The 22,708-nt window shown below is 70.7% G+C and carries 23 protein-coding genes and 5 tRNA genes; 10 read left to right on the forward strand and 18 right to left on the reverse strand.

All coding sequences use genetic code 11. The features are described from left to right. The first annotated feature begins 117 nt into the window (after window positions 1-117). A complete protein-coding gene (gene rpmB, locus OHT52_RS06570) occupies window positions 118-303 on the forward strand; it encodes a 50S ribosomal protein L28 (RefSeq protein ID WP_030928661.1) in 186 nt (61 codons plus the stop codon). A 121-nt stretch (window positions 304-424) separates the two neighbouring features. Here rpmB and thiD read toward each other — a convergent pair whose 3' ends face one another. Both thiD and OHT52_RS06580 read right to left on the reverse strand, forming a co-directional pair. Continuing rightward, window positions 425-1,231: a bifunctional hydroxymethylpyrimidine kinase/phosphomethylpyrimidine kinase gene (thiD, locus tag OHT52_RS06575; protein ID WP_328719192.1), complete on the reverse strand. Its 807-nt coding sequence runs from the start codon at window positions 1,229-1,231 to the stop codon at window positions 425-427. A gap of 70 nt (window positions 1,232-1,301) precedes the next feature. Further along, a complete protein-coding gene (locus OHT52_RS06580; RefSeq protein ID WP_328719193.1) occupies window positions 1,302-2,276 on the reverse strand; it encodes a thiamine-phosphate kinase in 975 nt (324 codons plus the stop codon). A 295-nt stretch (window positions 2,277-2,571) separates the two neighbouring features. Here OHT52_RS06580 and OHT52_RS06585 point away from each other — a divergent pair, with 295 nt between their 5' ends. Then, window positions 2,572-2,805, forward strand: a complete 234-nt coding sequence (locus tag OHT52_RS06585) for an Lrp/AsnC ligand binding domain-containing protein (RefSeq protein ID WP_328719194.1) — start codon at window positions 2,572-2,574, stop codon at window positions 2,803-2,805. A gap of 20 nt (window positions 2,806-2,825) precedes the next feature. Continuing rightward, window positions 2,826-3,308 carry a DUF3515 domain-containing protein gene (locus OHT52_RS06590; RefSeq protein ID WP_328719195.1) on the forward strand — a complete coding sequence of 161 codons (483 nt, stop codon included), beginning with the start codon at window positions 2,826-2,828 and terminating at the stop codon, window positions 3,306-3,308. Window positions 3,309-3,449: 141 nt separating this feature from the next. Here the strand turns inward: OHT52_RS06590 and OHT52_RS06595 are convergent, their stop codons facing one another. The 3 genes from OHT52_RS06595 to OHT52_RS06605 are packed head-to-tail and all read right to left on the reverse strand — an operon-like array spanning window position 3,450 to window position 6,420. Beyond that, window positions 3,450-4,625, reverse strand: coding sequence for a D-alanine--D-alanine ligase family protein (locus tag OHT52_RS06595; RefSeq protein ID WP_328719196.1), 1,176 nt, complete (start codon window positions 4,623-4,625; stop codon window positions 3,450-3,452). Between the two features lie 35 nt (window positions 4,626-4,660). Continuing rightward, entirely contained in the window at window positions 4,661-5,671 is a 1,011-nt protein-coding gene (locus OHT52_RS06600) for an NAD(P)H-dependent glycerol-3-phosphate dehydrogenase (protein ID WP_328719197.1), read from the reverse strand. Further along, complete coding sequence (locus OHT52_RS06605; RefSeq protein ID WP_328719198.1) at window positions 5,668-6,420, reverse strand: lysophospholipid acyltransferase family protein; 753 nt, start codon at window positions 6,418-6,420, stop codon at window positions 5,668-5,670. Before OHT52_RS06605 ends, OHT52_RS06600 begins: the two co-directional genes overlap by 4 nt. 151 nt (window positions 6,421-6,571) lie before the next feature. Between OHT52_RS06605 and cofC the strand changes: the two genes are divergently transcribed. Together cofC and OHT52_RS06615 are read left to right on the forward strand one after the other, a co-directional pair. Beyond that, complete coding sequence (cofC, locus tag OHT52_RS06610; protein ID WP_328719199.1) at window positions 6,572-7,330, forward strand: 2-phospho-L-lactate guanylyltransferase; 759 nt, start codon at window positions 6,572-6,574, stop codon at window positions 7,328-7,330. A 146-nt stretch (window positions 7,331-7,476) separates the two neighbouring features. Continuing rightward, window positions 7,477-7,680, forward strand: coding sequence for a hypothetical protein (locus tag OHT52_RS06615; RefSeq protein WP_328719200.1), 204 nt, complete (start codon window positions 7,477-7,479; stop codon window positions 7,678-7,680). Window positions 7,681-7,895: 215 nt separating this feature from the next. On the opposite strand, the gene OHT52_RS06620 is transcribed toward OHT52_RS06615, so the two are convergent. The 4 genes from OHT52_RS06620 to leuC all read right to left on the reverse strand — a co-directional run bounded on the left by OHT52_RS06620 (window position 7,896) and on the right by leuC (window position 11,047). Continuing rightward, the gene (locus OHT52_RS06620; protein WP_328719201.1) at window positions 7,896-8,549 is read right to left on the reverse strand and encodes an HU family DNA-binding protein; all 654 of its coding nucleotides are present in this window, start codon (window positions 8,547-8,549) and stop codon (window positions 7,896-7,898) included. A gap of 143 nt (window positions 8,550-8,692) precedes the next feature. Beyond that, window positions 8,693-8,920: a hypothetical protein gene (locus OHT52_RS06625; RefSeq protein WP_328719202.1), complete on the reverse strand. Its 228-nt coding sequence runs from the start codon at window positions 8,918-8,920 to the stop codon at window positions 8,693-8,695. 103 nt (window positions 8,921-9,023) lie between these two features. Continuing rightward, the gene (leuD, locus tag OHT52_RS06630) at window positions 9,024-9,617 is read right to left on the reverse strand and encodes a 3-isopropylmalate dehydratase small subunit (protein ID WP_328719203.1); all 594 of its coding nucleotides are present in this window, start codon (window positions 9,615-9,617) and stop codon (window positions 9,024-9,026) included. A 5-nt stretch (window positions 9,618-9,622) separates the two neighbouring features. Next, the gene (gene leuC / locus OHT52_RS06635) at window positions 9,623-11,047 is read right to left on the reverse strand and encodes a 3-isopropylmalate dehydratase large subunit (RefSeq protein ID WP_328719204.1); all 1,425 of its coding nucleotides are present in this window, start codon (window positions 11,045-11,047) and stop codon (window positions 9,623-9,625) included. A gap of 191 nt (window positions 11,048-11,238) precedes the next feature. Here leuC and ndgR point away from each other — a divergent pair, with 191 nt between their 5' ends. Then, the gene (gene ndgR / locus OHT52_RS06640) at window positions 11,239-11,952 is read left to right on the forward strand and encodes an IclR family transcriptional regulator NdgR (RefSeq protein ID WP_275491887.1); all 714 of its coding nucleotides are present in this window, start codon (window positions 11,239-11,241) and stop codon (window positions 11,950-11,952) included. A gap of 331 nt (window positions 11,953-12,283) precedes the next feature. Here the strand turns inward: ndgR and OHT52_RS06645 are convergent. The 9 genes from OHT52_RS06645 to OHT52_RS06685 form a co-directional block, all read right to left on the reverse strand. After that, window positions 12,284-12,356: transfer RNA gene (locus OHT52_RS06645), tRNA-Glu, on the reverse strand. A gap of 42 nt (window positions 12,357-12,398) precedes the next feature. Then, window positions 12,399-12,470: transfer RNA gene (locus OHT52_RS06650), tRNA-Gln, on the reverse strand. 12 nt (window positions 12,471-12,482) lie between these two features. After that, a tRNA-Glu gene (locus OHT52_RS06655) sits at window positions 12,483-12,555 on the reverse strand. Between the two features lie 62 nt (window positions 12,556-12,617). Further along, window positions 12,618-12,690: transfer RNA gene (locus OHT52_RS06660), tRNA-Glu, on the reverse strand. Between the two features lie 42 nt (window positions 12,691-12,732). Then, window positions 12,733-12,804 (reverse strand) — tRNA-Gln (locus OHT52_RS06665). Window positions 12,805-12,889: 85 nt separating this feature from the next. After that, window positions 12,890-13,606 (reverse strand): HAD family hydrolase, encoded by a 717-nt coding sequence (locus tag OHT52_RS06670; protein ID WP_328719205.1) that lies wholly within the window; start codon window positions 13,604-13,606, stop codon window positions 12,890-12,892. Window positions 13,607-13,751: 145 nt separating this feature from the next. Then, entirely contained in the window at window positions 13,752-15,227 is a 1,476-nt protein-coding gene (gene gltX, locus OHT52_RS06675) for a glutamate--tRNA ligase (RefSeq protein WP_328719206.1), read from the reverse strand. Then, entirely contained in the window at window positions 15,220-16,005 is a 786-nt protein-coding gene (locus OHT52_RS06680; protein WP_328719207.1) for a fumarylacetoacetate hydrolase family protein, read from the reverse strand. The genes gltX and OHT52_RS06680 overlap by 8 nt, the downstream gene beginning before the upstream one ends. A 163-nt stretch (window positions 16,006-16,168) precedes the next feature. After that, complete coding sequence (locus tag OHT52_RS06685) at window positions 16,169-16,324, reverse strand: hypothetical protein (protein ID WP_328719208.1); 156 nt, start codon at window positions 16,322-16,324, stop codon at window positions 16,169-16,171. 581 nt (window positions 16,325-16,905) lie between these two features. Here OHT52_RS06685 and OHT52_RS06690 point away from each other — a divergent pair. The 4 genes from OHT52_RS06690 to OHT52_RS06705 all read left to right on the forward strand — a co-directional run bounded on the left by OHT52_RS06690 (window position 16,906) and on the right by OHT52_RS06705 (window position 22,383). Continuing rightward, window positions 16,906-20,856 carry a sensor histidine kinase gene (locus tag OHT52_RS06690; protein ID WP_328719209.1) on the forward strand — a complete coding sequence of 1,317 codons (3,951 nt, stop codon included), beginning with the start codon at window positions 16,906-16,908 and terminating at the stop codon, window positions 20,854-20,856. 9 nt (window positions 20,857-20,865) lie between these two features. Continuing rightward, complete coding sequence (locus OHT52_RS06695; RefSeq protein WP_323180487.1) at window positions 20,866-21,279, forward strand: roadblock/LC7 domain-containing protein; 414 nt, start codon at window positions 20,866-20,868, stop codon at window positions 21,277-21,279. Window positions 21,280-21,413: 134 nt separating this feature from the next. Continuing rightward, the gene (locus OHT52_RS06700) at window positions 21,414-21,821 is read left to right on the forward strand and encodes a DUF742 domain-containing protein (protein ID WP_266709549.1); all 408 of its coding nucleotides are present in this window, start codon (window positions 21,414-21,416) and stop codon (window positions 21,819-21,821) included. Then, window positions 21,802-22,383 (forward strand): GTP-binding protein, encoded by a 582-nt coding sequence (locus tag OHT52_RS06705; RefSeq protein WP_266709547.1) that lies wholly within the window; start codon window positions 21,802-21,804, stop codon window positions 22,381-22,383. The genes OHT52_RS06700 and OHT52_RS06705 overlap by 20 nt, the downstream gene beginning before the upstream one ends. Window positions 22,384-22,708 lie beyond the last annotated feature (325 nt).

Below are 22,708 nucleotides of genomic sequence, written 5' to 3' on the forward strand. Positions count from 1 at the left end.
TGGTGTTTCGGTTGCCCGATGAAAGTCGGGCCATTCCTCCGGTGCCGCCACTTCAGTTCACTGATTCCGGCGCGCCGGAATTCACTGTAAGTGCACCTGAAGTCTTTGGAGTGACCCGTGGCTGCCAACTGCGACGTCTGCGGCAAGGGGCCGGGCTTCGGCAACAACATTTCGCACTCGCACCGCCGTACGTCTCGTCGCTGGAATCCCAACATCCAGCGCGTGCGTGCCGTGGTCGGTCGGACGCCGAAGCGGCTCAACGTCTGCACCTCGTGCATCAAGGCCGGCAAGGTCGCGCGCTGACGTTCCCCGTCGTAGCGCAGCCTTCCGGTTGCCCAGAAAGCCGGTCCACCTCGGTGGACCGGCTTTTTGCTGTGCCCGGACGGGGAGCACCCGGTCCCGCCGGGCCCGAGCTCCCGCGGCCTCAGGCCCGGCGGCTCCGCCAGCCGTGGTCGACCGGGCCGATGCCGGAGCCGAGTGCGAAGCCGGCCTCGATCGCCCCGGTGACGTAGGTCTTCGCGTTCCGTACCGCCGTGGGCACGTTCTGGCCGCGCGCCAGGCCGCAGGCGATGGCCGAGGCGAGGGTGCAGCCCGTGCCGTGGGTGTGCCGGTTGTCGTGGCGCGGGGCCCGCAGCCAGTACTCCTGGTCACCGTCGGTGAGCAGGTCGACGGCCTCGCCGGGGAGATGGCCGCCCTTGATCACCACCCAGCGCGGGCCGAAGGCGAGCACAGCGGCGGCGGCCCGCCGCATGTCCGGCTCCTGGGCCACCTCCACGCCCGTGAGCTGTGCCACTTCGTCCAGGTTCGGGGTGGCGACCGTGGCCAGCGGCAGCAGTTCCGTCCGTACGGATTCGAGGGCCTCGGCGGCGAGCAGCGCGTCCCCGTGCTTGGAGACGCCCACGGGATCGACGACGACCGGGGCGCCCGTGCCCGCGAGGAGTCCGGCGACCGTCTCCACCAGTGCGGCGGACGCGAGCATGCCCGTCTTCACCGCCTGGACACCGATGTCGTCCACGACACTGCGGTACTGGGCGCGTACCGCGTCGGCCGGAAGCTCCCAGGCGCCCTGCACGCCCAGGGAGTTCTGGGCGGTCACGGCGGTCAGCACGCTCATGCCGTGCACGCCGAGTGCCAGCATCGTCTTGAGGTCGGCCTGGATGCCGGCACCGCCGCCGGAGTCCGATCCGGCGACGGTGAGGACACGGGGAGGTACGGCGGCAGATATCGGCATGCCCGCAATTTACTGGGAGCCGTGGTGCGCCGGGCCGGCGGTCCACCGGCCGGACACCGTCCGAGGGACCCTACTGGGGAGTGTCCTCGACGTCGCCGAAGTGGTCCCAGCCTCCCCTGCTGGTCCAGGGCGCGCCGTCGACGGTGACCTGGGGCAGGGCGGACGGGTTGAGGACCTCGCCGATCACCTTCCAGCGGGCGGGCAGCTTCACGTCCGGCGGGAAGGTCGCCACGATCGCGTGGTCCTCTCCCCCGGTGAGCACCCACTGGAGCGGATCGACGCCGACCGCCTGCCCGATGTCCGACATCTGGGACGGGACGTCGATGAGTCCGGAGCGCAGGTCGATGCGGACCTTGCTGGCTTCGGCGATGTGTCCGAGGTCGGCGACCAGTCCGTCGCTGACGTCGGTCATCGCGGTGGCGCCGAGCCCGGCGGCCGCGGGGCCCGCGTGGTAGGGCGGTTCGGGGCGCCGGTGGGCTTCCACGAAGGCGCGGGGCGAGCGGAATCCCCGGGAGAGTACGGCGAATCCGGCGGCGGACCAGCCGAGCCAGCCGGTGACCGCGACGACGTCGCCCGGGCGGGCGCCGGAGCGGGTGACCGGTTCGTGGTTGCGGAGGTCGCCGAGCGCGGTGATCGCGACGGTGATGGTGTCCCCGCCGACCACGTCGCCGCCGACCACGGCCGCCCCGGCGACCTGGCACTCGTCGCGCAGCCCGTCCATGAGTTCGGTCGCCCAGGTCACCGGGAGGCTCGCCGGGACGACGAGGCCGAGCAGCAGCGCGGTGGGCACGGCTCCCATCGCGGCGATGTCGGCGAGGTTCTGCGCCGCGGCCTTCCGCCCGACGTCGTACGCGGTCGACCAGTCGCGGCGGAAGTGGCGTCCCTCGATCAGTACGTCGGTACTGGCCACGACCCTGCGGTCCGGAGCCGCCACGACCGCGGCGTCGTCGCCGGGCCCCAGCCGTACCGCCGGAGTGGTGGTGAGGCGGGCGGTGAGCTCTCTGATGAGCCCGAACTCCCCCAACTCACCCACGGTTCCCTTCACCGGGTGTCACCTCTCGTTCGTCGCACCGGCGTCCGGTGCGGGCTGCTCCGACGTGTCCGCGCGGGCCGCGGGCCTCCCCGGGGCCGCCTGTGCCCGTCCCCCGCGCGGGCCGGGCCGCTCCGCGGTCGCGAGCGGTCACCGCTGTCCGTGATGCCGGGAGACACGTCGGCCCGTGTCGCCCGTACGCCACGCTACGGACGTCTCCGGGTCCCCGGGTCTCCCCGCTCCCGTCCGCGACGCGATAACGTGGCGTTCCTCTCCCCCACATGATCCTCGTGGCCGCCCTGGAGGTTCCGTGGTACAGGCGTACATCCTTATTCAGACCGAGGTGGGCAAGGCGTCGATCGTCGCCGAGACCATCGCGAAACTCCCGGGAGTGATCCAGGCAGAGGACGTCACCGGACCCTACGACGTGATCGTGCGCGCCCAGGCCGACACGGTGGACGAGATCGGCCGCATGGTGGTCGCCCGGGTCCAGCAGGTGGAAGGCATCACACGAACCCTGACCTGCCCCGTAGTCCACCTCTGACCCCCGTCTACGCTGGTCCGGTGACGTCTTCCCGCCGCCGGTCCCTCCGTCCGTCGTTCCTCGTGCCGTCCGCCGCCGCGCTCCTGCTGGCGGCGGGCTGCTCCGGCGACTCGCAGCCGTCGGTCGCGGTGCCCGCACCGTCCCGGGACGCGGCCGCTTACTGTTCGGCGCTGGACAAGGTGCTGCCGAAGAGCGTGGCCGGGCTGGAACGCGGTGATCCCGCACCGGAGTCGGAGCTGACCGCCGGTTGGGGGGACGGGGCGATCGTACTTCGCTGCGGGGTTCCCCGGCCCGCCGCCATGGCGGACGCGGCTTCCAAGGGGATCGACGCGGACGGTGTGAACTGGCTGCTGGAGCAACGCGCCGACGCGGGGCCCCGGTTCACGACGACGTACCGCAAGGCGTACGTCGAGGTCACGTTGGGGACGCGGTTCGCCCACGACGCCAGCCCGCTCGCCGAGTTCGCGAAGCCGGTGCGCGACACGGTCCCCGACAGCCTCTGAGCCGGAGTCCCCGGCGGTCTCCCGGCCTCCCGGCCAAAGCCGCCCCGGCGGACCGCCGTCACCCGAACCGCCGTCACCCGAACCGCCTCCCCGCCGGCCGGTGGTGGCCGGAGGGGCGGGTACGGGGGTACGGGGTACGGGTCAGCGCAGGCCGGTGGACCGGGTCAGGGCCGCCTGGATCAGCCGGTCGACCAGCTCGGGGTAGTCGACGCCGCTCTCCTGCCACATCCTCGGGAACATCGAGATGGGCGTGAATCCGGGCAGGGTGTTGATCTCGTTGATGACGAACTCGCCGTCGTCCGTGAGGAAGAAGTCGGCGCGCACCAGGCCCTCGCAGGAGACGGACTCGAAGGCGTCGACGGCGAGCCGCTGGACCTCCGCGGTCTGCTCCGGGGTGAGCGGGGCGGGCACCAGGGCGTCCGCCGAGTCGATGTACTTGGCCTCGAAGTCGTAGAAGTCGTGCGCGGTGACCGGCGGGATCTCCGCCGGCACGCTGGCACGCGGACCGTCCTCGAACTCCAGCACCCCGCACTCGATCTCGCGTCCGCTCAGCAGCGACTCGACGAGGAACTTCGGGTCGTGGCGGCGGGCCTCCTCGATCGCCGCTTCCAGGCCGCCGATCCCGTCGACCTTGCTGATGCCCACCGAGGAGCCGCCGCGCGCGGGCTTCACGAAGAGCGGCCAGCCGTGCTCGCCGGCGAAGTCCACGATCCGCTTGCGGGCGGCGGAGGGGTCGTTCTCCCACTCGCGGGGGCGGACGACGAGGTAGGGGCCGACCGGGAGCCCGAAGGAGATGAAGACCCGCTTCATGTACTCCTTGTCCTGGCCGACGGCGGAGGCGAGGACGCCCGCGCCGACGTAGGGGACGCCGGAGAGTTCCAGGAGGCCCTGGAGGGTGCCGTCCTCGCCGTACGGGCCGTGCAGCACGGGGAAGACGACGTCCACCTCGCCGAGCTCCCGGGGCACCGACCCCGGTTCGTTGAGGACGACTTCACGGCTGCCCGGGTCCACGGAGAGAACCACGCCGCCCTTCTCCGACTCGGCGAGCGAGTCCACGTCCGGCACCTGCCGGTCGGTGATGGCCATGCGGGCCGGGTCGTCGCCGGTGAGGGCCCAGCGGCCGTCCTTGGTGATGCCGATCGGCAGGACGTCGTAGACCGTCCGGTCGATGGCCTTCAGGACGGCGCCGGCCGTGACGACCGAGATGCCGTGTTCGGAGCTGCGTCCGCCGAACACGACAGCCACGCGCGGCTTGCGGCGCTGCTGCTCAGGGCTCTTCGGACGCTCAGGGCTCTGGGGGAGGTTCTCGCTGCTCATATCGCGATGAGCGTACCTGCTGGTACCGGAAGGAGTCAGCGCCGCTCGGGCTTGGCGCTCCGCGACATCAGCTCCTTGACCGCGACGGCGGGCGGCTTGCCCTCGTGGACGATCCCGACGACGGTCTCGGTGATCGGCATGTCGACTCCGTGCCGGCGCGCCAGATCGAGTACCGACTCGCAGGACTTGACGCCCTCCGCGGTCTGGCTGGTGGCGGCGACGGCCTCCTGGAGCGTCATGCCCCGGCCGAGGTTGGTACCGAAGGTGTGGTTGCGCGAGAGCGGCGAGGAGCAGGTCGCGACCAGGTCGCCGAGGCCCGCGAGACCGGAGAACGTCAACGGGTCCGCGCCCATGGCGAGACCCAGCCGGGTGGTCTCGGCGAGTCCGCGGGTGATGAGCGAGCCCTTGGCGTTGTCGCCGAGTCCCATGCCGTCGGCGATGCCGACCGCCAGGCCGATGACGTTCTTGACGGCGCCGCCGAGTTCGCAGCCGACGACGTCGGTGTTGGTGTACGGGCGGAAGTAGGGGGTGTGGCAGGCGGCCTGGAGCCGTTGGGCCACCGATTCGTCCCGGCAGGCCACGACGGCCGCCGCGGGACGTCGTGCGGCGATCTCGCCGGCGAGGTTGGGGCCGGTGACGACGGCGACGCGGTCGGCGGAGACCTTCGTCACGTCCGCGATCACCTCGCTCATCAGCTTGGCGGTGCCGAGTTCGACGCCCTTCATCAGGGAGACGAGGACGGTGTCCTGTTCCAGGTGCGGGGCCCAGTCGGCGAGGTTGGCGCGCAGCGTCTGGGAGGGCACCACCAGCACCGCGAACTCGGCGCCGCGCAGCGCCTCGGCGGGGTCGGTGGTGGCGCGGACCGACTTGGGGAGTTCGGCGCCGGGGAGGTAGCCGGGGTTGGTCCGGGTGGTGTTGATGCTCTCGGCGACCTCGGCACGACGGGCCCAGACGGTGACGTCGCAGCCGGCGTCGCCCAGGATCACGGCGAAGGCCGTGCCCCAGGAGCCCGCCCCGAAGACGGCCACTTTGCGCGGGTTGGTCACTGGGAGCCCTTCTCTTCGGCCTCGCGCCGCTGGTTCGCGCGGGCCTTGCGGTGGTCGTAGGGCTCGGCGGGAGCCTTCTCGCCGCGCACGATCGCCAGTTGCTCGGTGATCGCGGCCATGATGACCTCGGTGACCTCGCGCAGCACCTCGGGCGTCGGCTCGGAGTCGTAGAAGCGGCTGAGGTCGACGGGCGGACCGGCCTGCACCTGGAGGGTCTTCCGGGGGAAGAACCGGTACTTGTTCTCCTTGGCGTACGGCGGCATCGCGAGGTTCGCGCCCCACTGGGCGACCGGGATGACGGGCGCCCGGGTCATCAGCGCGACGCGGGCGGCGCCGGTCTTGCCGTTCATCGGCCACATGCCGGGGTCGCGGGTGAGGGTGCCCTCGGGGTAGAAGGCGACGCACTCGCCGTCCTCGATCGCGGCCACGGCGGCGCGGAACGCGTTCAGCGCGTCGGTCGTCTCGCGGTAGACGGGGATCTGGCCGGTGCCGCGCAGCATCATCCCGACGAACGGGGCCCGGAAGAGGGCGGCCTTCGCCAGGAACCTCGGCACCCGGCCGGTGTTGTACTGGAAGTGCCCGTACGAGAGCGGGTCCACGTAGGAGTTGTGGTTCACGGCCGTGATGAATCCGCCGTCGGCCGGAATGTGCTCCATTCCCCGCCAGTCACGCTTGAAGAGAACCACCAGTGGCGGCTTGGCGATGACCGCCGCCAGGCGGTACCAGAAGCCGATTCTGCGGCGGGACACTCGGACACCTCTCACTCGGGATTCTCTCGGACCTGACCTGCTGATCAGCCACGGACGGTCATGTCCCGCCCCAGGCCCCTGCTCTGTCGAGAACACCGTACGCCCCGCTCCCCGGACCGGACCTGCAGGCTGTCGCACCCGACGGGCGAGAATGGGGCCGACGTTCACGAAGGGGGAGATCGCCACGAACACCGACCCGTCCCGCCGCTGGTCCCTGGTCGTCCCGCTGAAGCCCTTGGCGTACGCCAAGAGCAGGCTGCGGGACGCCCTGGGCGAGGGACTGCGGCCCCGACTCGCCCTGGCCTTCGCCGAGGACACGGTCGCCGCGGCGCTCTCCTGTCCGGACGTACGGGATGTGGTGGTCGTCACGGACGACACGGTGGCGGCGGTCTCCCTGGCGGCGCTGGGGGCCCGTGTGGCACCCGACGCCCCGGCCGCCGGTCTCAACGCCGCGCTCGCGTACGGCGCGGGCCTGGTGCGCGCGGCGCGGCCGTCCGCTCCGGTCGCGGCCCTCAACGCGGATCTCCCCGCACTGCGCCCCTCGGAATTGTCGCGGGTCCTCGAATTCTCTTCCGGATTTCCCCGGACATTCCTTTCGGACGCCGCTGGAATCGGCACGACATTTCTCTCGGCGGCCCCCGGAGTGGAATTGCGGCCCGCTTTCGGCGGCCCGTCGCGCGGGCGTCATCTCGCCTCGGGCGCGCGGGAGGTGCCGACCTCGGGAGTGGATTCGGTCCGGCGGGACGTGGACACCGGGGACGATCTGCGGGTGGCACTGGCCCTGGGCGTGGGTCCGCGTACGGCGGAACTGCGGGACGCCGTACGGCTGAGAACCCCCGAAGTGGCCTTCGACCGGACGGCGGACGCGGTCCGGTGCGTACGGCTCCGGGGCGGCGGGACCTCGTCGTGAGCGGGGCCACCGGGGAAGTCCGGTGCCCGGGGCGGACCCCGCCGGGTTTCCCGGGCGCCGCGCCGGCGCGGACGGGTACGCGCCGGGGCCCGGGGCGCTCCCGCGGTCCGCGGGCCCCGCTCCCACCGGGCGATAGGCTGCGGCCCATGCAGGCGACCGCGTACACGTACGACTCCGAGACCCGCAGCGGCAGTGTGCTGCTCGACGACGGCACCCCGGTGGACTTCGGCTCCGCCGCCTTCGACGCGGGCGGCCTGCGGCTGCTCCGCCCCGGCCAGCGGGTGCGGATCGAGGGTTCGGGCGAGGGCGCCTCGCTCCGGATCGACCTGGTGACCCTGCAGACCTTCTGAGCGGGACCCGTCAGGCGTTCCGAGCGGGGCCGTCAGATCTTTGAGCGCGGCCCGCCAGGCCTTTGGGCGGGGCCGTCAGGCCTTTGGGCGCGGCCCGTTCGGCCACGACGGCCGGGGGTCCGCCGGGCACCGCCCGGCCCGGACAGCCCGCGGGCCGGGCTCCCCGAGGGGAACCCGGCCCGGCGCGTCGTGCGAGAGCGAGCGGGTGCTCGGTCTCACTTCTTGCGAGCGGTGGCCTTCTTGGCCGTGGTGGTGCGCGCCGTGGTCTTCTTGGCGGGCGCCTTCTTGGCCGTGGCCTTCTTGGCCGGGGCCGTCTTCTTCGCGACGGCGGCGGTCTTCTTCGCCGGCGTGGCCGCCTTCTTCGCGGCCGCCGTGGTCTTCTTCGCCGCGGTGGCGGTGGTCGCCTTCTTGGCGGGCGTGGCGGTGGTCTTCTTCGCCGTGGTCGTGGCGGCGGCGGTGGTCTTCCGCGCCGTCGCGGCCTTGCGGGCGGTGGCCTTCTTGGCCGCGGCCTTGGTGGTCGTACGGGTGGAAGCACCGCCCGAGAGGCTGCCCTTGGGGGCCTTCTTGACGGCCACGTCGTTCTTGGGGAGCTTCTTGGAGCCGCTCACCAGGTCCTTGAAGCCCTGACCCGCGCGGAAGCGGGGCACCGAGGTCTTCTTGACCCGGACGCGCTCGCCGGTCTGCGGGTTGCGGGCGTACCGCGCCGGGCGGTCGACCTTCTCGAACGAACCGAAGCCGGTGACCGAGACACGGTCTCCGGCCACGACCGCGCGGACGATCGCGTCCAGTACCGCGTCCACCGCGTCCGCGGCCTGCTGGCGGCCGCCGACCTTCTCGGCGATCGCTTCTACGAGCTGTGCCTTGTTCACGTCTTCCCCTTCGGAGACATTGCCTGAACGAAAGTGTTCAAGCGTTTTCGCACGTTAGGCAGATATATACCGCAAATCAAACACGAAACGGGCTAATCACCCTAGTGCCGCAACGAAGTCGACTGATGCGGACTTCCGCGGAGTCAGTCACCTTCGGGGAATCGGTCCTCATCGAGGTCCTTCATCAACCGGTCCAGGCGCCTTGCCGCGCCTGAGAGATCGTGCTTCGCCGTGGCCGTGACGGCCAACAGCTTCCGGGACAGCGTCATCCGTACGCCCTCCGGGACTTGCAGTGCGCGCACCCTTCCGTGCGCTTCCTTCAATTGGTCGGCGACTTGGCCATAGAGCTTGAGTTGGTTGTCGCCTTCCATGCACCGATTGTGCCATCTGAGGCGAGTTGTCGCCCGACAGGGTCTCAACAAGCGACTGCGCCCCCTACCCGAAGGCAGGGGGCGCAGTCCGGAAAAGCGCTGCTCAGACCTCAATTGTACGCGGCTTGAAGGTCGGCCTTGCCACCTCATATGCCGCGATGTCCGCTTCGTTCTGAAGGGTGAGGCTGATGTCGTCCAGCCCGTTCAGCAGCCGCCAGCGGGCGTTCTCGTCGAGCTCGAAGCCGGCCTCGATGCCCTGGGCCCGCACCTGGCGCGCCTCCAGGTCGACGGTGACCTCGGCCGCGGGGTCGGCCTCGGTCAGCTCCCACAGCGCGTCCACGACCTCCTGGTCGAGAACCACGGTCAACAGGCCGTTCTTCAGCGAGTTGCCGCGGAAGATGTCCGCGAACCGGGCCGAGATCACGGTCTTGAAGCCGTAGTTCTGCAGGGCCCAGACGGCGTGCTCGCGGGAGGAACCGGTACCGAAGTCGGGGCCGGCCACCAGGACCGAGGCACCGCTGCGCTCCGGGCGGTTGAGGATGAAGTTCTCGTCCTTGCGCCAGGCTTCGAAGAGACCGTCCTCGAACCCGTCGCGGGTGACCTTCTTCAGCCAGTGGGCGGGGATGATCTGGTCGGTGTCGACGTTGCTGCGGCGCAGCGGGACGGCCCGGCCGGTGTGCGTGGTGAAAGCTTCCATGGTTCTCAGACTCCGGCGGGGGTGCGGTCGTCGGACAGGTCGGCGGGCGAGGCCAGGTGGCCGAGCACCGCGGTGGCGGCGGCGACCTGCGGGGAGACCAGGTGCGTCCGGCCGCCCTTGCCCTGCCGGCCCTCGAAGTTGCGGTTCGAGGTGGACGCGGAGCGCTCACCGGGCGCCAGCTGGTCCGGGTTCATGCCGAGGCACATCGAGCAGCCCGCGTGGCGCCATTCGGCACCGGCTGCGGTGAAGACCTTGTCCAGGCCCTCGGAGACCGCCTGCAGGGCGACGCGGACCGAGCCGGGGACGACCAGCATCCGTACGCCGTCGGCGACTTTGCGGCCCTCCAGGATCGCCGCGGCGTTGCGCAGGTCCTCGATACGGCCATTGGTGCAGGAACCGACGAAGACGGTGTCCACGCCGATGTCGCGGAGCGGCTGCCCGGCGGTCAACCCCATGTACTCCAGGGCCTTTTCGGCGGCGAGGCGCTCCGAAGCGTCCTCGTACGAAGCGGGGTCGGGGACGTTGGCGGAGAGCGGAGCGCCCTGGCCCGGGTTGGTGCCCCACGTGACGAACGGAGCGAGCGCGGCGGCCTCGATGACCACCTCGGCGTCGAAGACGGCGTCGTCGTCGGTGCGCAGGGTCTTCCAGTACGCGACGGCGGCGTCCCAGTCCTCGCCCTTGGGGGCGTGGGCACGGCCTTCGAGATAGGCGAAGGTGGTCTCGTCCGGGGCGATCATGCCCGCGCGGGCGCCGGCCTCGATCGACATGTTGCAGATGGTCATCCGCGCTTCCATCGAGAGCTTCTCGATGGCGGAGCCGCGGTATTCGAGGATGTAGCCCTGGCCGCCGCCGGTGCCGATCCGGGCGATGACCGCCAGGATGAGGTCCTTGGCCGTGACGTCCTCGGGGAGGTCCCCGTCGACGGTGATGGCCATCGTCTTCGGGCGGGCCAACGGCAGCGTCTGGGTGGCCAGCACGTGCTCGACCTGGCTGGTGCCGATGCCGAACGCCAGTCCGCCGAAGGCTCCGTGGGTGGAGGTGTGGGAGTCGCCGCAGACGACGGTCATGCCCGGCTGGGTGAGGCCCAGCTGGGGCCCGACGACGTGCACGACGCCCTGCTCGACGTCGCCGAGCGGGTGCAGGCGGACGCCGAACTCCGCGCAGTTCTTGCGCAGGGTCTCCAGCTGGGCGCGGGACACCGGATCGGCGATCGGCTTGTCGATGTCGAGGGTCGGGGTGTTGTGATCCTCGGTGGCGATGGTGAGGTCGAGGCGCCGCACCGGGCGTCCGGCCTGCCGCAGACCGTCGAAGGCCTGCGGGCTGGTCACCTCGTGCAGCAGGTGCAGATCGATGTAGAGGAGGTCGGGCTCGCCCTCTGCGCGCCGGACGACGTGGTCGTCCCAGACCTTCTCCGCGAGTGTCCTACCCATCGCTTTCCCTCCGACCGGCGCCTTCGCCGGCCCAACTAGAGATTCGGTGCGCCACCGTCCCGGTCCCGTGCGGGACGGCTCCCCCGAGCGGGGCGGCGACCGCGGGCCGTTGTACGGCCGCTGGTACAGGTTCGCAACTTCCGGGGAAAATTGAACTTGCGTTTCACAGAGTGAGACGCGAATATCGTCGTATGGACAACTCTAGCGGCGTCGGCGTTCTCGACAAGGCTGCACTCGTACTGAGCGCTCTGGAGTCCGGTCCGGCCACCCTCGCCGGACTGGTCGCGGCGACCGGTCTCGCTCGCCCCACGGCCCACCGACTGGCCGTGGCACTCGAACACCACCGCTTGGTGGCCCGGGACATGCAGGGCCGGTTCATCCTCGGCCCGAGGCTCGCCGAGCTTGCCGCGGCGGCCGGCGAGGACCGCCTCCTGGCGACGGCCGGACCCGTACTCACCCACCTCCGCGACATCACGGGCGAGAGCGCACAGCTCTACCGCCGCCAGGGCGACATGCGTATCTGTGTCGCCGCGGCCGAGCGGCTCTCCGGGCTCAGGGACACCGTGCCGGTCGGCTCCACGCTCACCATGAAGGCGGGCTCCTCCGCGCAGATCCTGATGGCCTGGGAGGAGCCCGAGCGCCTCCACCGGGGCCTGCAGGGCGCCCGGTTCACGGCTACGGCCCTCTCCGGGGTACGCCGCAGGGGATGGGCCCAGTCGATCGGTGAGCGCGAACCGGGCGTCGCGTCGGTCTCCGCGCCGGTGCGCGGGCCGTCGAACCGGGTGGTGGCCGCAGTCTCCATCTCCGGCCCGATCGAGCGGCTGACCCGGCACCCCGGCCGGATGCACGCGCAGGCGGTCATCGACTCGGCCGCACGGCTCAGCGAGGCCCTGCGCCGCGGCTGATCACCTCGACGACGGTTCTCCGTACCCGTGCCCCCGCCTCTTCTCCGGCTGTTACCGCTACCGCCCTTGCTCGCGTTACCGCTCCTGTTCGCACTGGCCGCCCCAACGTCGTGGCGGCCTTTTCCATACCCGGGAGCAGTGCGGGAGGGACGCGCCCCCGGACGTGCGCGCCCGGGACCGAACGGCCGTGCACGGAAGGGGAGATGGCAGGACGCGCGCCTGTCCCGGGGCGGGGCGGCGCCGGCCCCGCGGACGGCCGCGACGCACACGGCCAGGGCGCACGGGAAAGGCCCTCCACCGAAGTGAAGGGCCTTTCCCTACTGCTGGGTTGTACCCCCGACCGGATTCGAACCGGCGCTACTGCCGTGAGAGGGCAGCGTGCTAGGCCGCTACACAACGGGGGCTTGTTACGAGAAGTCCTACGAACCACGGACTTCGGACTTGCGCTGGGCTACCAGGACTCGAACCTAGAATGACGGTACCAGAAACCGTAGTGTTGCCAATTACACCATAGCCCATGGTGTGGTACGTACCCCCGACCGGATTCGAACCGGCGCTACTGCCGTGAGAGGGCAGCGTGCTAGGCCGCTACACAACGGGGGCCCTAGCGATCCTGCATCAAGAACATCGGGTGCGACCCGGATTGTTCCCGCGGGAAGGATCTGTACCCCCGACCGGATTCGAACCGGCGCTACTGCCGTGAGAGGGCAGCGTGCTAGGCCGCTACACAACGGGGGCTTGTTACGAGAAGTCCTACGAACCACGGACTTCGGACTTGCGCTGGGCTACCAGGACTCGAACCTAGAATGACGGTACCAGAAACCGTAGTGTTGCCAATTACACCATAGCCCACTGAAACGCAACCCCTGAGGGCCTTGTCTCTGTCTGCGCTTCCCGGCCGGATCTTTCGACCCGCTCGGGCGGCGCAGAAAGAACATTACCCGAAGGTGTCCGGCGCTCCAAAACGGGTATCGCCGGACAGCAGCGCGGGCAGCTGATGGAGGCCCGTGATCCGCACGAGATCGGCTCTGCCGCCGCGCTCCCCGCGGTCCAGCCAGATCCCCGTCAGCCCGGCCGCGACCGCGCCCGCGGCGTCGGTGTCGGGCTCGTCCCCGACGTACGCGACCTCGTGCGGGTCCAGTGCGAGTGCCTCGCAAGCGGCGTGGAAGGCGGCGGGGTCGGGCTTGGAGACGCCGAGCTCCACGGCGCACAGCAGCTCCTCGAACCGGTGCCGCACGCCCAACGCCGTCAGCTTGCGGTGCTGCTCGACGGCGCCGGCGTTGGACAGGGCACCGTGGCGGTAGCCGCCCAGCAGGTCGAGGACCGGAACCACGTCCGGGAAGAGGCTCCAGGCGGCTTCGTAGTGGACCGTGTGCCGCCGGAACCACGCGTCGGCCTCCGTGTCCGCGAGATCCAGCGCCAGGAACTGCCGCACCCGGTCCCTGCGGTGGCTCTCGTAGTCCGTCTCCCCCGCGGAGAACCGCGCCCAGTGGTGTCCGGCGATAGTCCGCCAGTCGTCCAGCGCCTCGTCGGGCGTGGCGTAACCGCCGGGCAGCCCCTCCAGTTCCAGCAGCCGTGCCATGGCCCGCCGGTCGGCGCCGGAATAGTCGAAGAGCGTGTCGTCGATGTCCCAGAGCACCGCGCGTATCGCCATACGGGCCACGCTACCGCCCCCGCTCCCCCGCGGCCCGGCGCCGACCGGCCGGCGCCGGGCCGCGGGGCGCCGGGAAACGCCCGAAGGGCGGACCACCGGGGTTCTCCGGTGGTCCGCCCTTCGGGGGCGTGCGTACGGCGGTGCGTTACGCGGCGAGCTTCGCGAGGGCCGCGTCCACCCGGGCCAGGGTCTTCTCCCGGCCCAGGATCTCCATGGACTCGAAGAGCGGCAGCCCGACCGTGCGGCCGGTGACGGCGACGCGCACCGGGGCCTGCGCCTTGCCGAGCTTGAGGCCGTGGGCCTCGCCCGCCGCCAGGACGGCGCTCTTCAGCGCCTCGGCGTTCCACTCGGCACCGGCCAGGCCCGCGCGGGCGGTGGCCAGCAGGGCGTCGGAGCCCTCCTTCATCGCCTTGGTCCAGGACGCCTCGTCCTGGACCGGCTCGTCGAGGAAGAGGAAGTCGACGTTGGCGGTGATGTCGGAGAGGACGGTCACCCGGGTCTGCGCGTGCGGCGCGATCTCGGCGAACTTCTCCGCGTCGAACGCTTCGGGGGCCCAGTTCGCGTACGGCGCCCGCAGCCAGGGACCGCACGCCTCGGTGAAGTCCTTCACGTCGAGCCGGCGGATGTGCTCGGCGTTGATGTGCTCGGCCTTCTTGAGGTCGAAGCGGGCCGGGTTGGCGTTGACGTCCGCGATGTCGAAGGCGGCCACCATCTCCTCGATCGAGAAGATGTCCCGGTCCTCGGCGATCGACCAGCCCAGCAGCGAGAGGTAGTTGAGCAGCCCCTCGGGGAGGAAGCCGCGCTCGCGGTAGAGGTTGAGCGACGCCTCCGGGTCCCGCTTGGACAGCTTCTTGTTGCCCTCGCCCATGACATAGGGGAGGTGGCCGAAGACCGGGGTGGCCTTGGCGATGCCCAGCTCGGTGAGGGCCGCGTACAGGGCGAGCTGGCGGGGGGTGGAGGAGAGCAGGTCCTCGCCGCGCAGGACGTGGGTGATCTCCATCAGCGCGTCGTCGACCGGGTTGACCAGCGTGTAGAGCGGGGCGCCGTTGGCGCGGACGATGCCGTAGTCCGGCACGTTCTCCGGCTGGAAGGTCAGCTCGCCGCGCACCAGGTCGGTGAAGGTCTGCGGCACGTCGGGCATCCGGAAGCGCACGATGTGCGAGCGGCCCTCGGCCTCGTACGCCTCGACCTGCGCGGCGGTGAGCTCGCGGCAGTTGCCGTCGTACCCGGAGGGCTTGCCGGCGGCGCGCGCCGCGTCGCGGCGGGCGTCGAGCTCCTCGGTGGTGCAGTAGCAGTCGTACGCGTACCCGCCGGCCTTCAGCTTCTCGGCGACGTCACGGTAGATGTCCATCCGCTGCGACTGGCGGTACGGGGCGTGCGGGCCGCCGATCTCGGGGCCCTCGTTCCAGTCGAAGCCGAGCCAGCGCATCGAGTCGAGCAGCTGCTGGTACGACTCCTCGGAGTCGCGCGCCGCGTCGGTGTCCTCGATGCGGAAGACCAGCGAGCCCTCGTTGTGCCGGGCGAAGGCCCAGTTGAAGAGGGCCGTCCGGACCAGACCCACGTGGGGGTTGCCGGTCGGGGAGGGACAGAACCGGACTCGGGGGGAGGAGCCGTTAACCACGCTTGATCACCTTGTTGGTGAGAGTGCCGATGCCTTCGATGGTGACGGCGACCTCGTCGCCGACGTGCAGGGGGCCGACCCCCGCGGGGGTTCCGGTGAGGATGACGTCGCCCGGGAGGAGCGTCATCGCCTCGGAGATGTGCACGACCAGGTCCTCGATGGAGCGGACCATCTCGCTCGTACGGCCGAGCTGGCGCTGCTCACCGTTGACCGTCGTCTGGATCGTCAGGTCGGACGGGTCCAGGTCGGTCTCCACCCAGGGGCCGAGCGGGCAGGAGGTGTCGAAGCCCTTGGCCCGGGCCCACTGCTTCTCGCGCTTCTGCGCGTCACGGGCGGTGACGTCGTTGGCGCAGGTGTAGCCGAGGATGACGTCCTTGACGCGCTCGCGGGGGACCTCGCGGCACATCCGGCCGATCACCACGGCCAGTTCGGCCTCGTAGTGGACCTCGTTCGAGAAGGAGGGGTACTCGATGGCGTCGCCGGAACCGATCACCGAGGTGGTGGGCTTGAAGAAGGCGACCGGGACGTCCCCGACCTCGTTGCCCAGTTCGGCGGCGTGCTCCGCGTAGTTGCGGCCGATGGCCACGACCTTGTTGGGGAGCACGGGGGGCAGGAGCCGGACCTTGCTCAGCGGGACCTTGGTGCCGGAGAGCTCGAAGTCGGCGTACGGAATGCCCTTGATGATGTCGAGGACGAGGCCACCGGATTCCACGGTGCCCTCCCCCTCGACGGCGCCGAAGGCGACATTGCCGTCGATGGAGAACCTGGCGATGCGCACGGGATGCTGTCGCCCCTCACTTGCTGGCTGGCTGAAGACTGACGCTCCAGGCTATCGCCTCGCCGTGGGGGGACCGGGGAGTGTCCGGCGGATCGTCGCGGCGGCCTGCCCCAAGGGGCGGACGGCGGGACCGAGGCACCGGACGGGCTCCCGGCGGGAACGGCTACCTGAGGATGGTGCGGCGGGGGTTGGCCGTCTGCGTGGGCAGCGTGGTGGGGTGCTCGGGCCGCTCGGGGGCGCGCAGCGAGGAGGCGTCCGGGAGGTGCGCCAGCGTGGTGCGCCGGGGGTTGGCGAGGCTGCGGGACTGCGTCGTGTTCATCTGCCGTTCGGACCTTGTCGCCGGGGGCGCACCCCGGGGTGCGCCCAGTTAGTCGGGTTCGCCATCCCAGTAAAGCGTCAGGCTAAACATCGGATTCCCGGCCGAGCCCCGGATGAGACCGCGATCATCATGTGAGTTTGCTCACCACTGACCCCCTAAATGCCGCATATCGGAATGATGATCACGCAAGAGAAAACGGACATTGCACCACTGAATGTTCTATTCCGCTCCTGATCATCAGGACTGGGACACCATGCTCGTCCGGCCACCCTGTCCGTAATGATCCACTTTCCACACGAACACGCTGCACGGCTGGTCACACGGCCATCACACCCCGTGACACCTACCCATGGGGAACCCGCGGGCCTTGTTGGAGGTCCGGCACTGTGCTGGAATTCCACGCACCGCCGCGGGTAGAGACCGGCGCGCAGGGGCGCAACGCAGCGCCGAGTGGCGGCGGAGGGGGTTCAAGAACGCCGGTCGTTCATCGACCACCATGGGGCGCGTCCAGTGCCCCACGACGCCGACACCGTCACCACCGCGCATGCGGAGGGACGCCTGGTCCAGAGGTTGCGACGCTAGTGCAGGGACGTTTCAAGAGGGATGGCAGCGCTCCGGCGGAACAGGAGCCGCGCGGCGGGACCGACCGCGGTTCCTCGCCCCAGCACGCCCAGAACCCCGGGTCGGCAGGCGCCGGCGACGGCGCGGAGCAGACTCCTCGCCCGGGCTCCACGACGACGACGAACGCCGAGCCGGCGGCTGCGGCGAAACCCCGGGACCCGGTGAGCACGGGTTCACGCGTAGCCCTGCGTAACTGGCGCATCAGTACCCGCCTGGTCTCCCTCCTGGCACTCCCCGTGGTCGCGGCGACCTCGCTGGGCGGACTCCGCATCAACGAGTCCATGAACGACATGCAGCAGCTGGAGCACATGCAGCTGCTGACGCAGATGACCAAGCAGGCGACCGCGCTCGCGCAGGCGCTGCAGGTCGAGCGTGACGAGTCGGCGGGACCGCTCTCCAACGGCGTGAAGGCGACCAACTACAAGGTCACCGAACCCCGGAAGAAGACGGACCGGGCCAAGGAAGCCTTCCTCGACGCCACCATGGCCATCGGGGACACCCAGAACGACGAGGCGCTCGAAGGCATCCACGCCAGCGTCAACATGATCGCGACGCAGCTCGGGCAGATCCGCGACATCCGCAAGACCGCGTACGCCAAGGGCACGCCGAGCGTCAACACGATCGACCAGTACAGCCAGTTGATCACCTCGCTGCTGAGCCTCTCGCAGGACATGGCCCAGGCGACCTCCAGCCCGGAGATGATCAAGCGCACCCGTGCGCTGGCCGCCTTCTCCTCCGCGAAGGAGTACGCCTCGGTCCAGCGGGCGATCATCGCCGCCGCGCTGCCGGGCGGGAACAGCACGAAGACACGTCTCGCCGACAACGACAAGCAGTTCGGTCGCAACGCGCTCCGCAAGGAGAGCCTCGCGATGAACTCCTTCGAGACCATCTACGCGACCACCGGGAACAGCGCCTCCGACCTCACCGCACCGCTCGACAGCGGCAACCCGGAGATCCAGGCGGCCGACACCTACGCCAAGCAGGTGCTGGACACGACGGTCGGCATGAACGGGCGCAAGCCGCGTTCGTACCTCGACTGGTACGACCAGAGCTCCACCAAGATCCAGGCGATGGAGACCATCGAGGCGACCCTCCTCAGCGACATGGAGGGCAAGGCCCGCGAGCTGCGCGAGGCCTCCCAGCGCGAGGCGATCCTCAACGGAGCCATCATCCTGCTGGTGCTCGGCGTCTCGCTCGTCGGCGCCTTCGTCGTGGCGCGGTCCATGATCCGCTCGCTGCGCCGCCTCCAGGACACCGCGACCCGGGTCGCCCAGGACCGGCTGCCCGAGCTCGTCCGGCAGCTCTCCGAGACCGACCCGCAGGACGTCGACACCTCCGTCGAGTCCGTCGGTGTCCACTCCCGCGACGAGATCGGCCAGGTGGCCGCGGCCTTCGACGACGTGCACCGCGAGGCCGTGCGTCTCGCCGCCGAGCAGGCCCTCCTGCGAGGGAACGTCAACGCGATGTTCACCAACCTCTCGCGCCGCAGCCAGGGCCTCATCCAGCGCCAGCTCTCGCTCATCTCCGAGCTGGAGTCCCGCGAGGCCGACCCGGACCAGCTGTCCTCGCTCTTCAAGCTCGACCACCTCGCGACCCGTATGCGCCGCAACGGCGAGAACCTCCTCGTCCTCGCCGGTGAGGAACCGGGTCGCCGCTGGACCCGCCCCGTCCCGCTGGTCGACGTGCTCCGCGCCGCCGCGTCCGAGGTGGAGCAGTACGAGCGCATCGAACTGGCCGCCGTGCCCGCCACCGAAGTGGCCGGCCGGGTCGTCAACGACCTCGTGCACCTGCTCGCCGAGCTGCTGGAGAACGCCACGTCGTTCTCCTCGCCGCAGACGAAGGTGCGGGTCACCGGTCACGCCCTGCCGGACGGCCGGGTGCTCGTCGAGATCCACGACACCGGTATCGGCCTCTCTCCCGAGGACCTCGCGGCCATCAACGAGCGACTCGCCTCGCCGCCCACCGTGGACGTGTCGGTCTCCCGACGCATGGGTCTGTTCGTGGTCGGCCGGCTCTCCCTGCGTCACGGCATCCGCATCCAGCTCCGGCCCTCCGACTCCGGCGGCACCACGGCGCTCGTCATGCTGCCCGTGGACGTCGCGCACGGCGGCAAGCAGCCGCCGACCAAGCAGGGCGCGGGCCAGCAGCAGGCCCCCGGCGGTCTGCTCGCCGGCGGCGGCGCTCCGCGCGCCGGTCTCGGCGGTCCGACGGCCGGAGCCAAGGGGCTCCCGGGTGCCGCGCGCGGCCAGGTCGGCGCGGGCTCCGGTCCGCGTGCGGCGCTGCCGTCGCGCGACACCGCGGCGCGCGGTCCTCAGCAGGGCGGCATGCCCCAGCGGCAGCCGGGCGGCCCGTCCGTCTCGCAGGCAGGGCCGCAGGCCGGTCGCCCGCAGGCGCCGCAGGGTCCGCAGGACTTCGGGCGGCCCGAGCCGCAGCGGCAGGGCGGTGCCCTCGGCGGTGGCGCCCGGCTGGGCGCTCGCGGCGCGCAGGGCGGTCCTGAGCAGGACCAGCCGAACCTCTTCGGACACAACGCCCCGGCCCCGCAGGCCCCGACGGGAGCTCAGGCGCCCATGGGGCAGCAGGCCCCGATGGGCCGGCCGGAGCAGGGTGGCCGTCCCGTACGGCAGGACGTGTTCGGCGGAGCCAACGGACAGCAGCAGTGGCAGGGCAGCCCCGCCAACCCGGGCAACCAGAACGGCCAGACCGGTCAGTTCGGCCAAGGCCAGGGCGATCAGTTCGGCCAGAACGGCCAGAACGGTCAGAGCGGCCAGTTCGGCCTGGGCGATCAGTTCGGTCAGGGCGATCAGTTCGGTCAGGGCGATCAGTTCGCTCAGGGCCAGGGCGGCCAGTTCGCTCAGGGCCAGGGCGGTCAGCCCGCGTTCGGCCGGGACCAGGGCAACCAGCCCCAGGGCGGCCAGGGTCAGCGCGGGTTCCAGCAGCCCGGCGGTCCCGGCCGTCAGCTGCCGCCGCCCGGTGGCCCGCGTGCCGAGCTGCCCGGGGGCAACCCGCAGCCGCAGCATCCGCAGCCGCAGACCACCACCTGGGGCATGGAGGACCAGGGCGCGCAGCGCCGCGGTCCCGCCGACGCGCCGCGCGGGCACGAAGAGGCCGAGGCCACGGGTCAGTTCGCGGCCGGTACGGGACCCGTCCCGAACCGGAACTTCAACTCCCCGCTGAACCGGCGCACTCCCGGCGACGACCGCCAGGGGCCGGGCTCCACCTCGGAGTTCGCCCGCCCGGACTTCTCGGCGCCGCAGGTCCCGCAGTCGCAGGACCCCGCGGGCACCGCACAGTTCGCCCGTCCCGACTTCGGGGCTCCGGACCAGGGTCTGCCCGCTCCGCGCCAGTACGGCAACACCGACGAGCACGGTGTGCCGCGTCCGGCTCCGGCCGCCGAGCCGCCCCAGCGTTCGCTGCCGCCGCGCCGTCCCGCACCGGAGGCGCTGCCGCCGGCCGGTCCGGGCGACGGCCGTACACCGCTGTACGACACCCTCGAAACCAACTGGTTCCACGGTCCGCAGCAGGGCGGCAGGCCGGCCGAGGCGGCACCTTCACCGTCCGACGGCGTTCCGGCCGAGGCGGCTCCGCGCCGCTCCTCCGGTGACGCGACGCCGGCCGGTCCGTGGCGGGCTTCGCCCAACGACGAACTCGTACGTCAGGCCGAGCGGGTCAAGAAGCCGGCCGCCGGCGGTGTCACCACTTCGGGGCTTCCCCGGCGGGTTCCGCGTGCCAATTTGGTTCCCGGTACCGCTCAGCAGCAGAATCACCAGACCGGACCTCAGGTTTCGCGTGCGCCCGACGACGTGCGCGGGCGTCTGACCAATCTCCGCCGGGGCATCCAGCAGGGTCGGCAGGCGAACAGCCAGTCGACCGGCAGCTTCCAACTCGGCCCCACTCACCAGCAGGAGCGTTAGTTGAGCCCCATGAGTCAGGCCGCGCAGAATCTGAACTGGCTGATCACCAATTTCGTGGACAACACCCCCGGGGTGTCGCACACGGTGGTGGTCTCCGCCGACGGACTCCTGCTGGCCATGTCCGAAGGATTCCCGCGTGACCGCGCCGACCAGCTGGCCGCGGTCGCCTCCGGGCTCACCTCGCTGACGGCCGGCGCCTCCCGGATCTTCGAGGGCGGCGCCGTCAGCCAGACGGTGGTGGAGATGGAGCGCGGCTTCCTGTTCCTGATGTCCGTCTCGGACGGCTCGTCGCTGGCCGTGCTCGCCCACCCGGAGGCCGACATCGGCCTCGTGGGTTACGAGATGGCTCTGCTCGTCGACCGTGCCGGCACCGTCCTCACGCCCGACCTGCGCGCCGAGCTCCAAGGAAGTCTGCTCCACTAGGCGGCCACGCAGCGGAAATCCCTCGGGATCTCCTCAGGTACTGCCCACCACCCTCACTCGTCCGGCCGCTCACCGCCCCCACCGGCCCCTTGCAGACGGCGAGTAGACACCTCGCTGTCACGCCCGGAGGATTCATGACCCCGCCACCCGCCTCACCCGATCCGTACGGCGCTCTGCACCACGCGTCGTACGACGGGGAGGGCGACCAGCCGCTGGTTCGTCCGTACGCCATGACCGGCGGGCGGACACGACCGCGTTACCAGCTCGCCATCGAGGCGTTGGTCAGTACGACGGCCGACCCCGCGCACCTGGGAACGCTGCTGCCCGAGCACCAGCGGATCTGCCACCTCTGCCGCGAGGTCAAGTCGGTGGCCGAGGTTTCGGCCCTGCTGTCCATGCCGCTCGGTGTGGCACGGATCCTGGTCGCGGACCTGGCGGAAGCCGGCATGGTGGCCATCCACCAGCCGGGCAACGGAGAGGCCGGCGGAACGCCGGATGTGACACTGCTCGAAAGGGTGCTCAGTGGACTTCGCAAGCTCTAGCGGCGGTACGGCCCGCTCCACCACGTCCGCGAAGATCGTGGTGGCGGGGGGCTTCGGCGTGGGTAAGACCACGTTTGTCGGTGCCGTTTCGGAGATCAGTCCGCTGCGCACCGAAGCCGTGATGACGTCCGCCTCGGCGGGCATCGACGACCTGACCCACACCGGGGACAAGACCACCACCACGGTGGCCATGGACTTCGGACGCATCACCCTGGACCAGGACCTGATCCTGTACCTGTTCGGCACCCCCGGGCAGGACCGTTTCTGGTTCATGTGGGACGACCTCGTACGCGGCGCCATCGGCGCCGTCGTCCTGGTCGACACCCGCCGCCTCGCCGACTGCTTCCCCGCCGTCGACTACTTCGAGAACAGCGGCCTCCCCTTCGTCATCGCCCTCAACGGCTTCGACGGCCACCAGCCCTACACCCCCGACGAAGTACGCGAGGCACTCCAGATCGGACCCGACACCCCGATCCTCACCACCGACGCCCGACACCGCTCGGACGCCAAGAGCGCCCTCATCACCCTCGTCGAACACGCCCTCATGGCCCGGCTCAAGTAGGCATAAGTCGGTATCGGCGTAGGTAAGTTGCCGTAGTCACGCGGGGGTGGTCCTGTGTCCTTCGACACGATCCGCCCCCGCGTTCATAACGTTTCGACAGAGAATTTCCCGTGGGCCGACACCCGACGCATCCGTCCGGTGCCGCTCCGCTCATGTGAGCCTCGCCTTTTGGCGGGGCTCGTTCTTTATGCCCGTTTTATCTGAGGCATGCGCCACTCGGACCGATCGAGTTCGAGTGTTTGGAACGCGGCAGGTCCCCATGCTGGAATGCGGCGAACTCCCGAGTAGTACGGCCCTGAACGAATTTACCGGCACAACGTAGGTG

It is taken from the genome of Streptomyces sp. NBC_00247 (assembly GCF_036188265.1).
Classification (GTDB): domain Bacteria; phylum Actinomycetota; class Actinomycetes; order Streptomycetales; family Streptomycetaceae; genus Streptomyces.

Coding starts and splice junctions, on each gene's coding strand:
- thiD (WP_328719192.1), bottom strand. CDS start 1,231: ATGCCGATATCTGCCGCCGTACCTCCCCGTGTCCTCACCGTCGCCGGA.
- OHT52_RS06595 (WP_328719196.1), bottom strand. CDS start 4,625: ATGAGCAGCGAGAACCTCCCCCAGAGCCCTGAGCGTCCGAAGAGCCCT.
- cofC (WP_328719199.1), top strand. CDS start 6,572: ATGGGGCCGACGTTCACGAAGGGGGAGATCGCCACGAACACCGACCCG.
- OHT52_RS06615 (WP_328719200.1), top strand. CDS start 7,477: ATGCAGGCGACCGCGTACACGTACGACTCCGAGACCCGCAGCGGCAGT.
- OHT52_RS06625 (WP_328719202.1), bottom strand. CDS start 8,920: ATGGAAGGCGACAACCAACTCAAGCTCTATGGCCAAGTCGCCGACCAA.
- leuD (WP_328719203.1), bottom strand. CDS start 9,617: ATGGAAGCTTTCACCACGCACACCGGCCGGGCCGTCCCGCTGCGCCGC.
- leuC (WP_328719204.1), bottom strand. CDS start 11,047: ATGGGTAGGACACTCGCGGAGAAGGTCTGGGACGACCACGTCGTCCGG.
- ndgR (WP_275491887.1), top strand. CDS start 11,239: ATGGACAACTCTAGCGGCGTCGGCGTTCTCGACAAGGCTGCACTCGTA.
- OHT52_RS06670 (WP_328719205.1), bottom strand. CDS start 13,606: ATGGCGATACGCGCGGTGCTCTGGGACATCGACGACACGCTCTTCGAC.
- OHT52_RS06685 (WP_328719208.1), bottom strand. CDS start 16,324: ATGAACACGACGCAGTCCCGCAGCCTCGCCAACCCCCGGCGCACCACG.
- OHT52_RS06695 (WP_323180487.1), top strand. CDS start 20,866: ATGAGTCAGGCCGCGCAGAATCTGAACTGGCTGATCACCAATTTCGTG.
- OHT52_RS06700 (WP_266709549.1), top strand. CDS start 21,414: ATGACCCCGCCACCCGCCTCACCCGATCCGTACGGCGCTCTGCACCAC.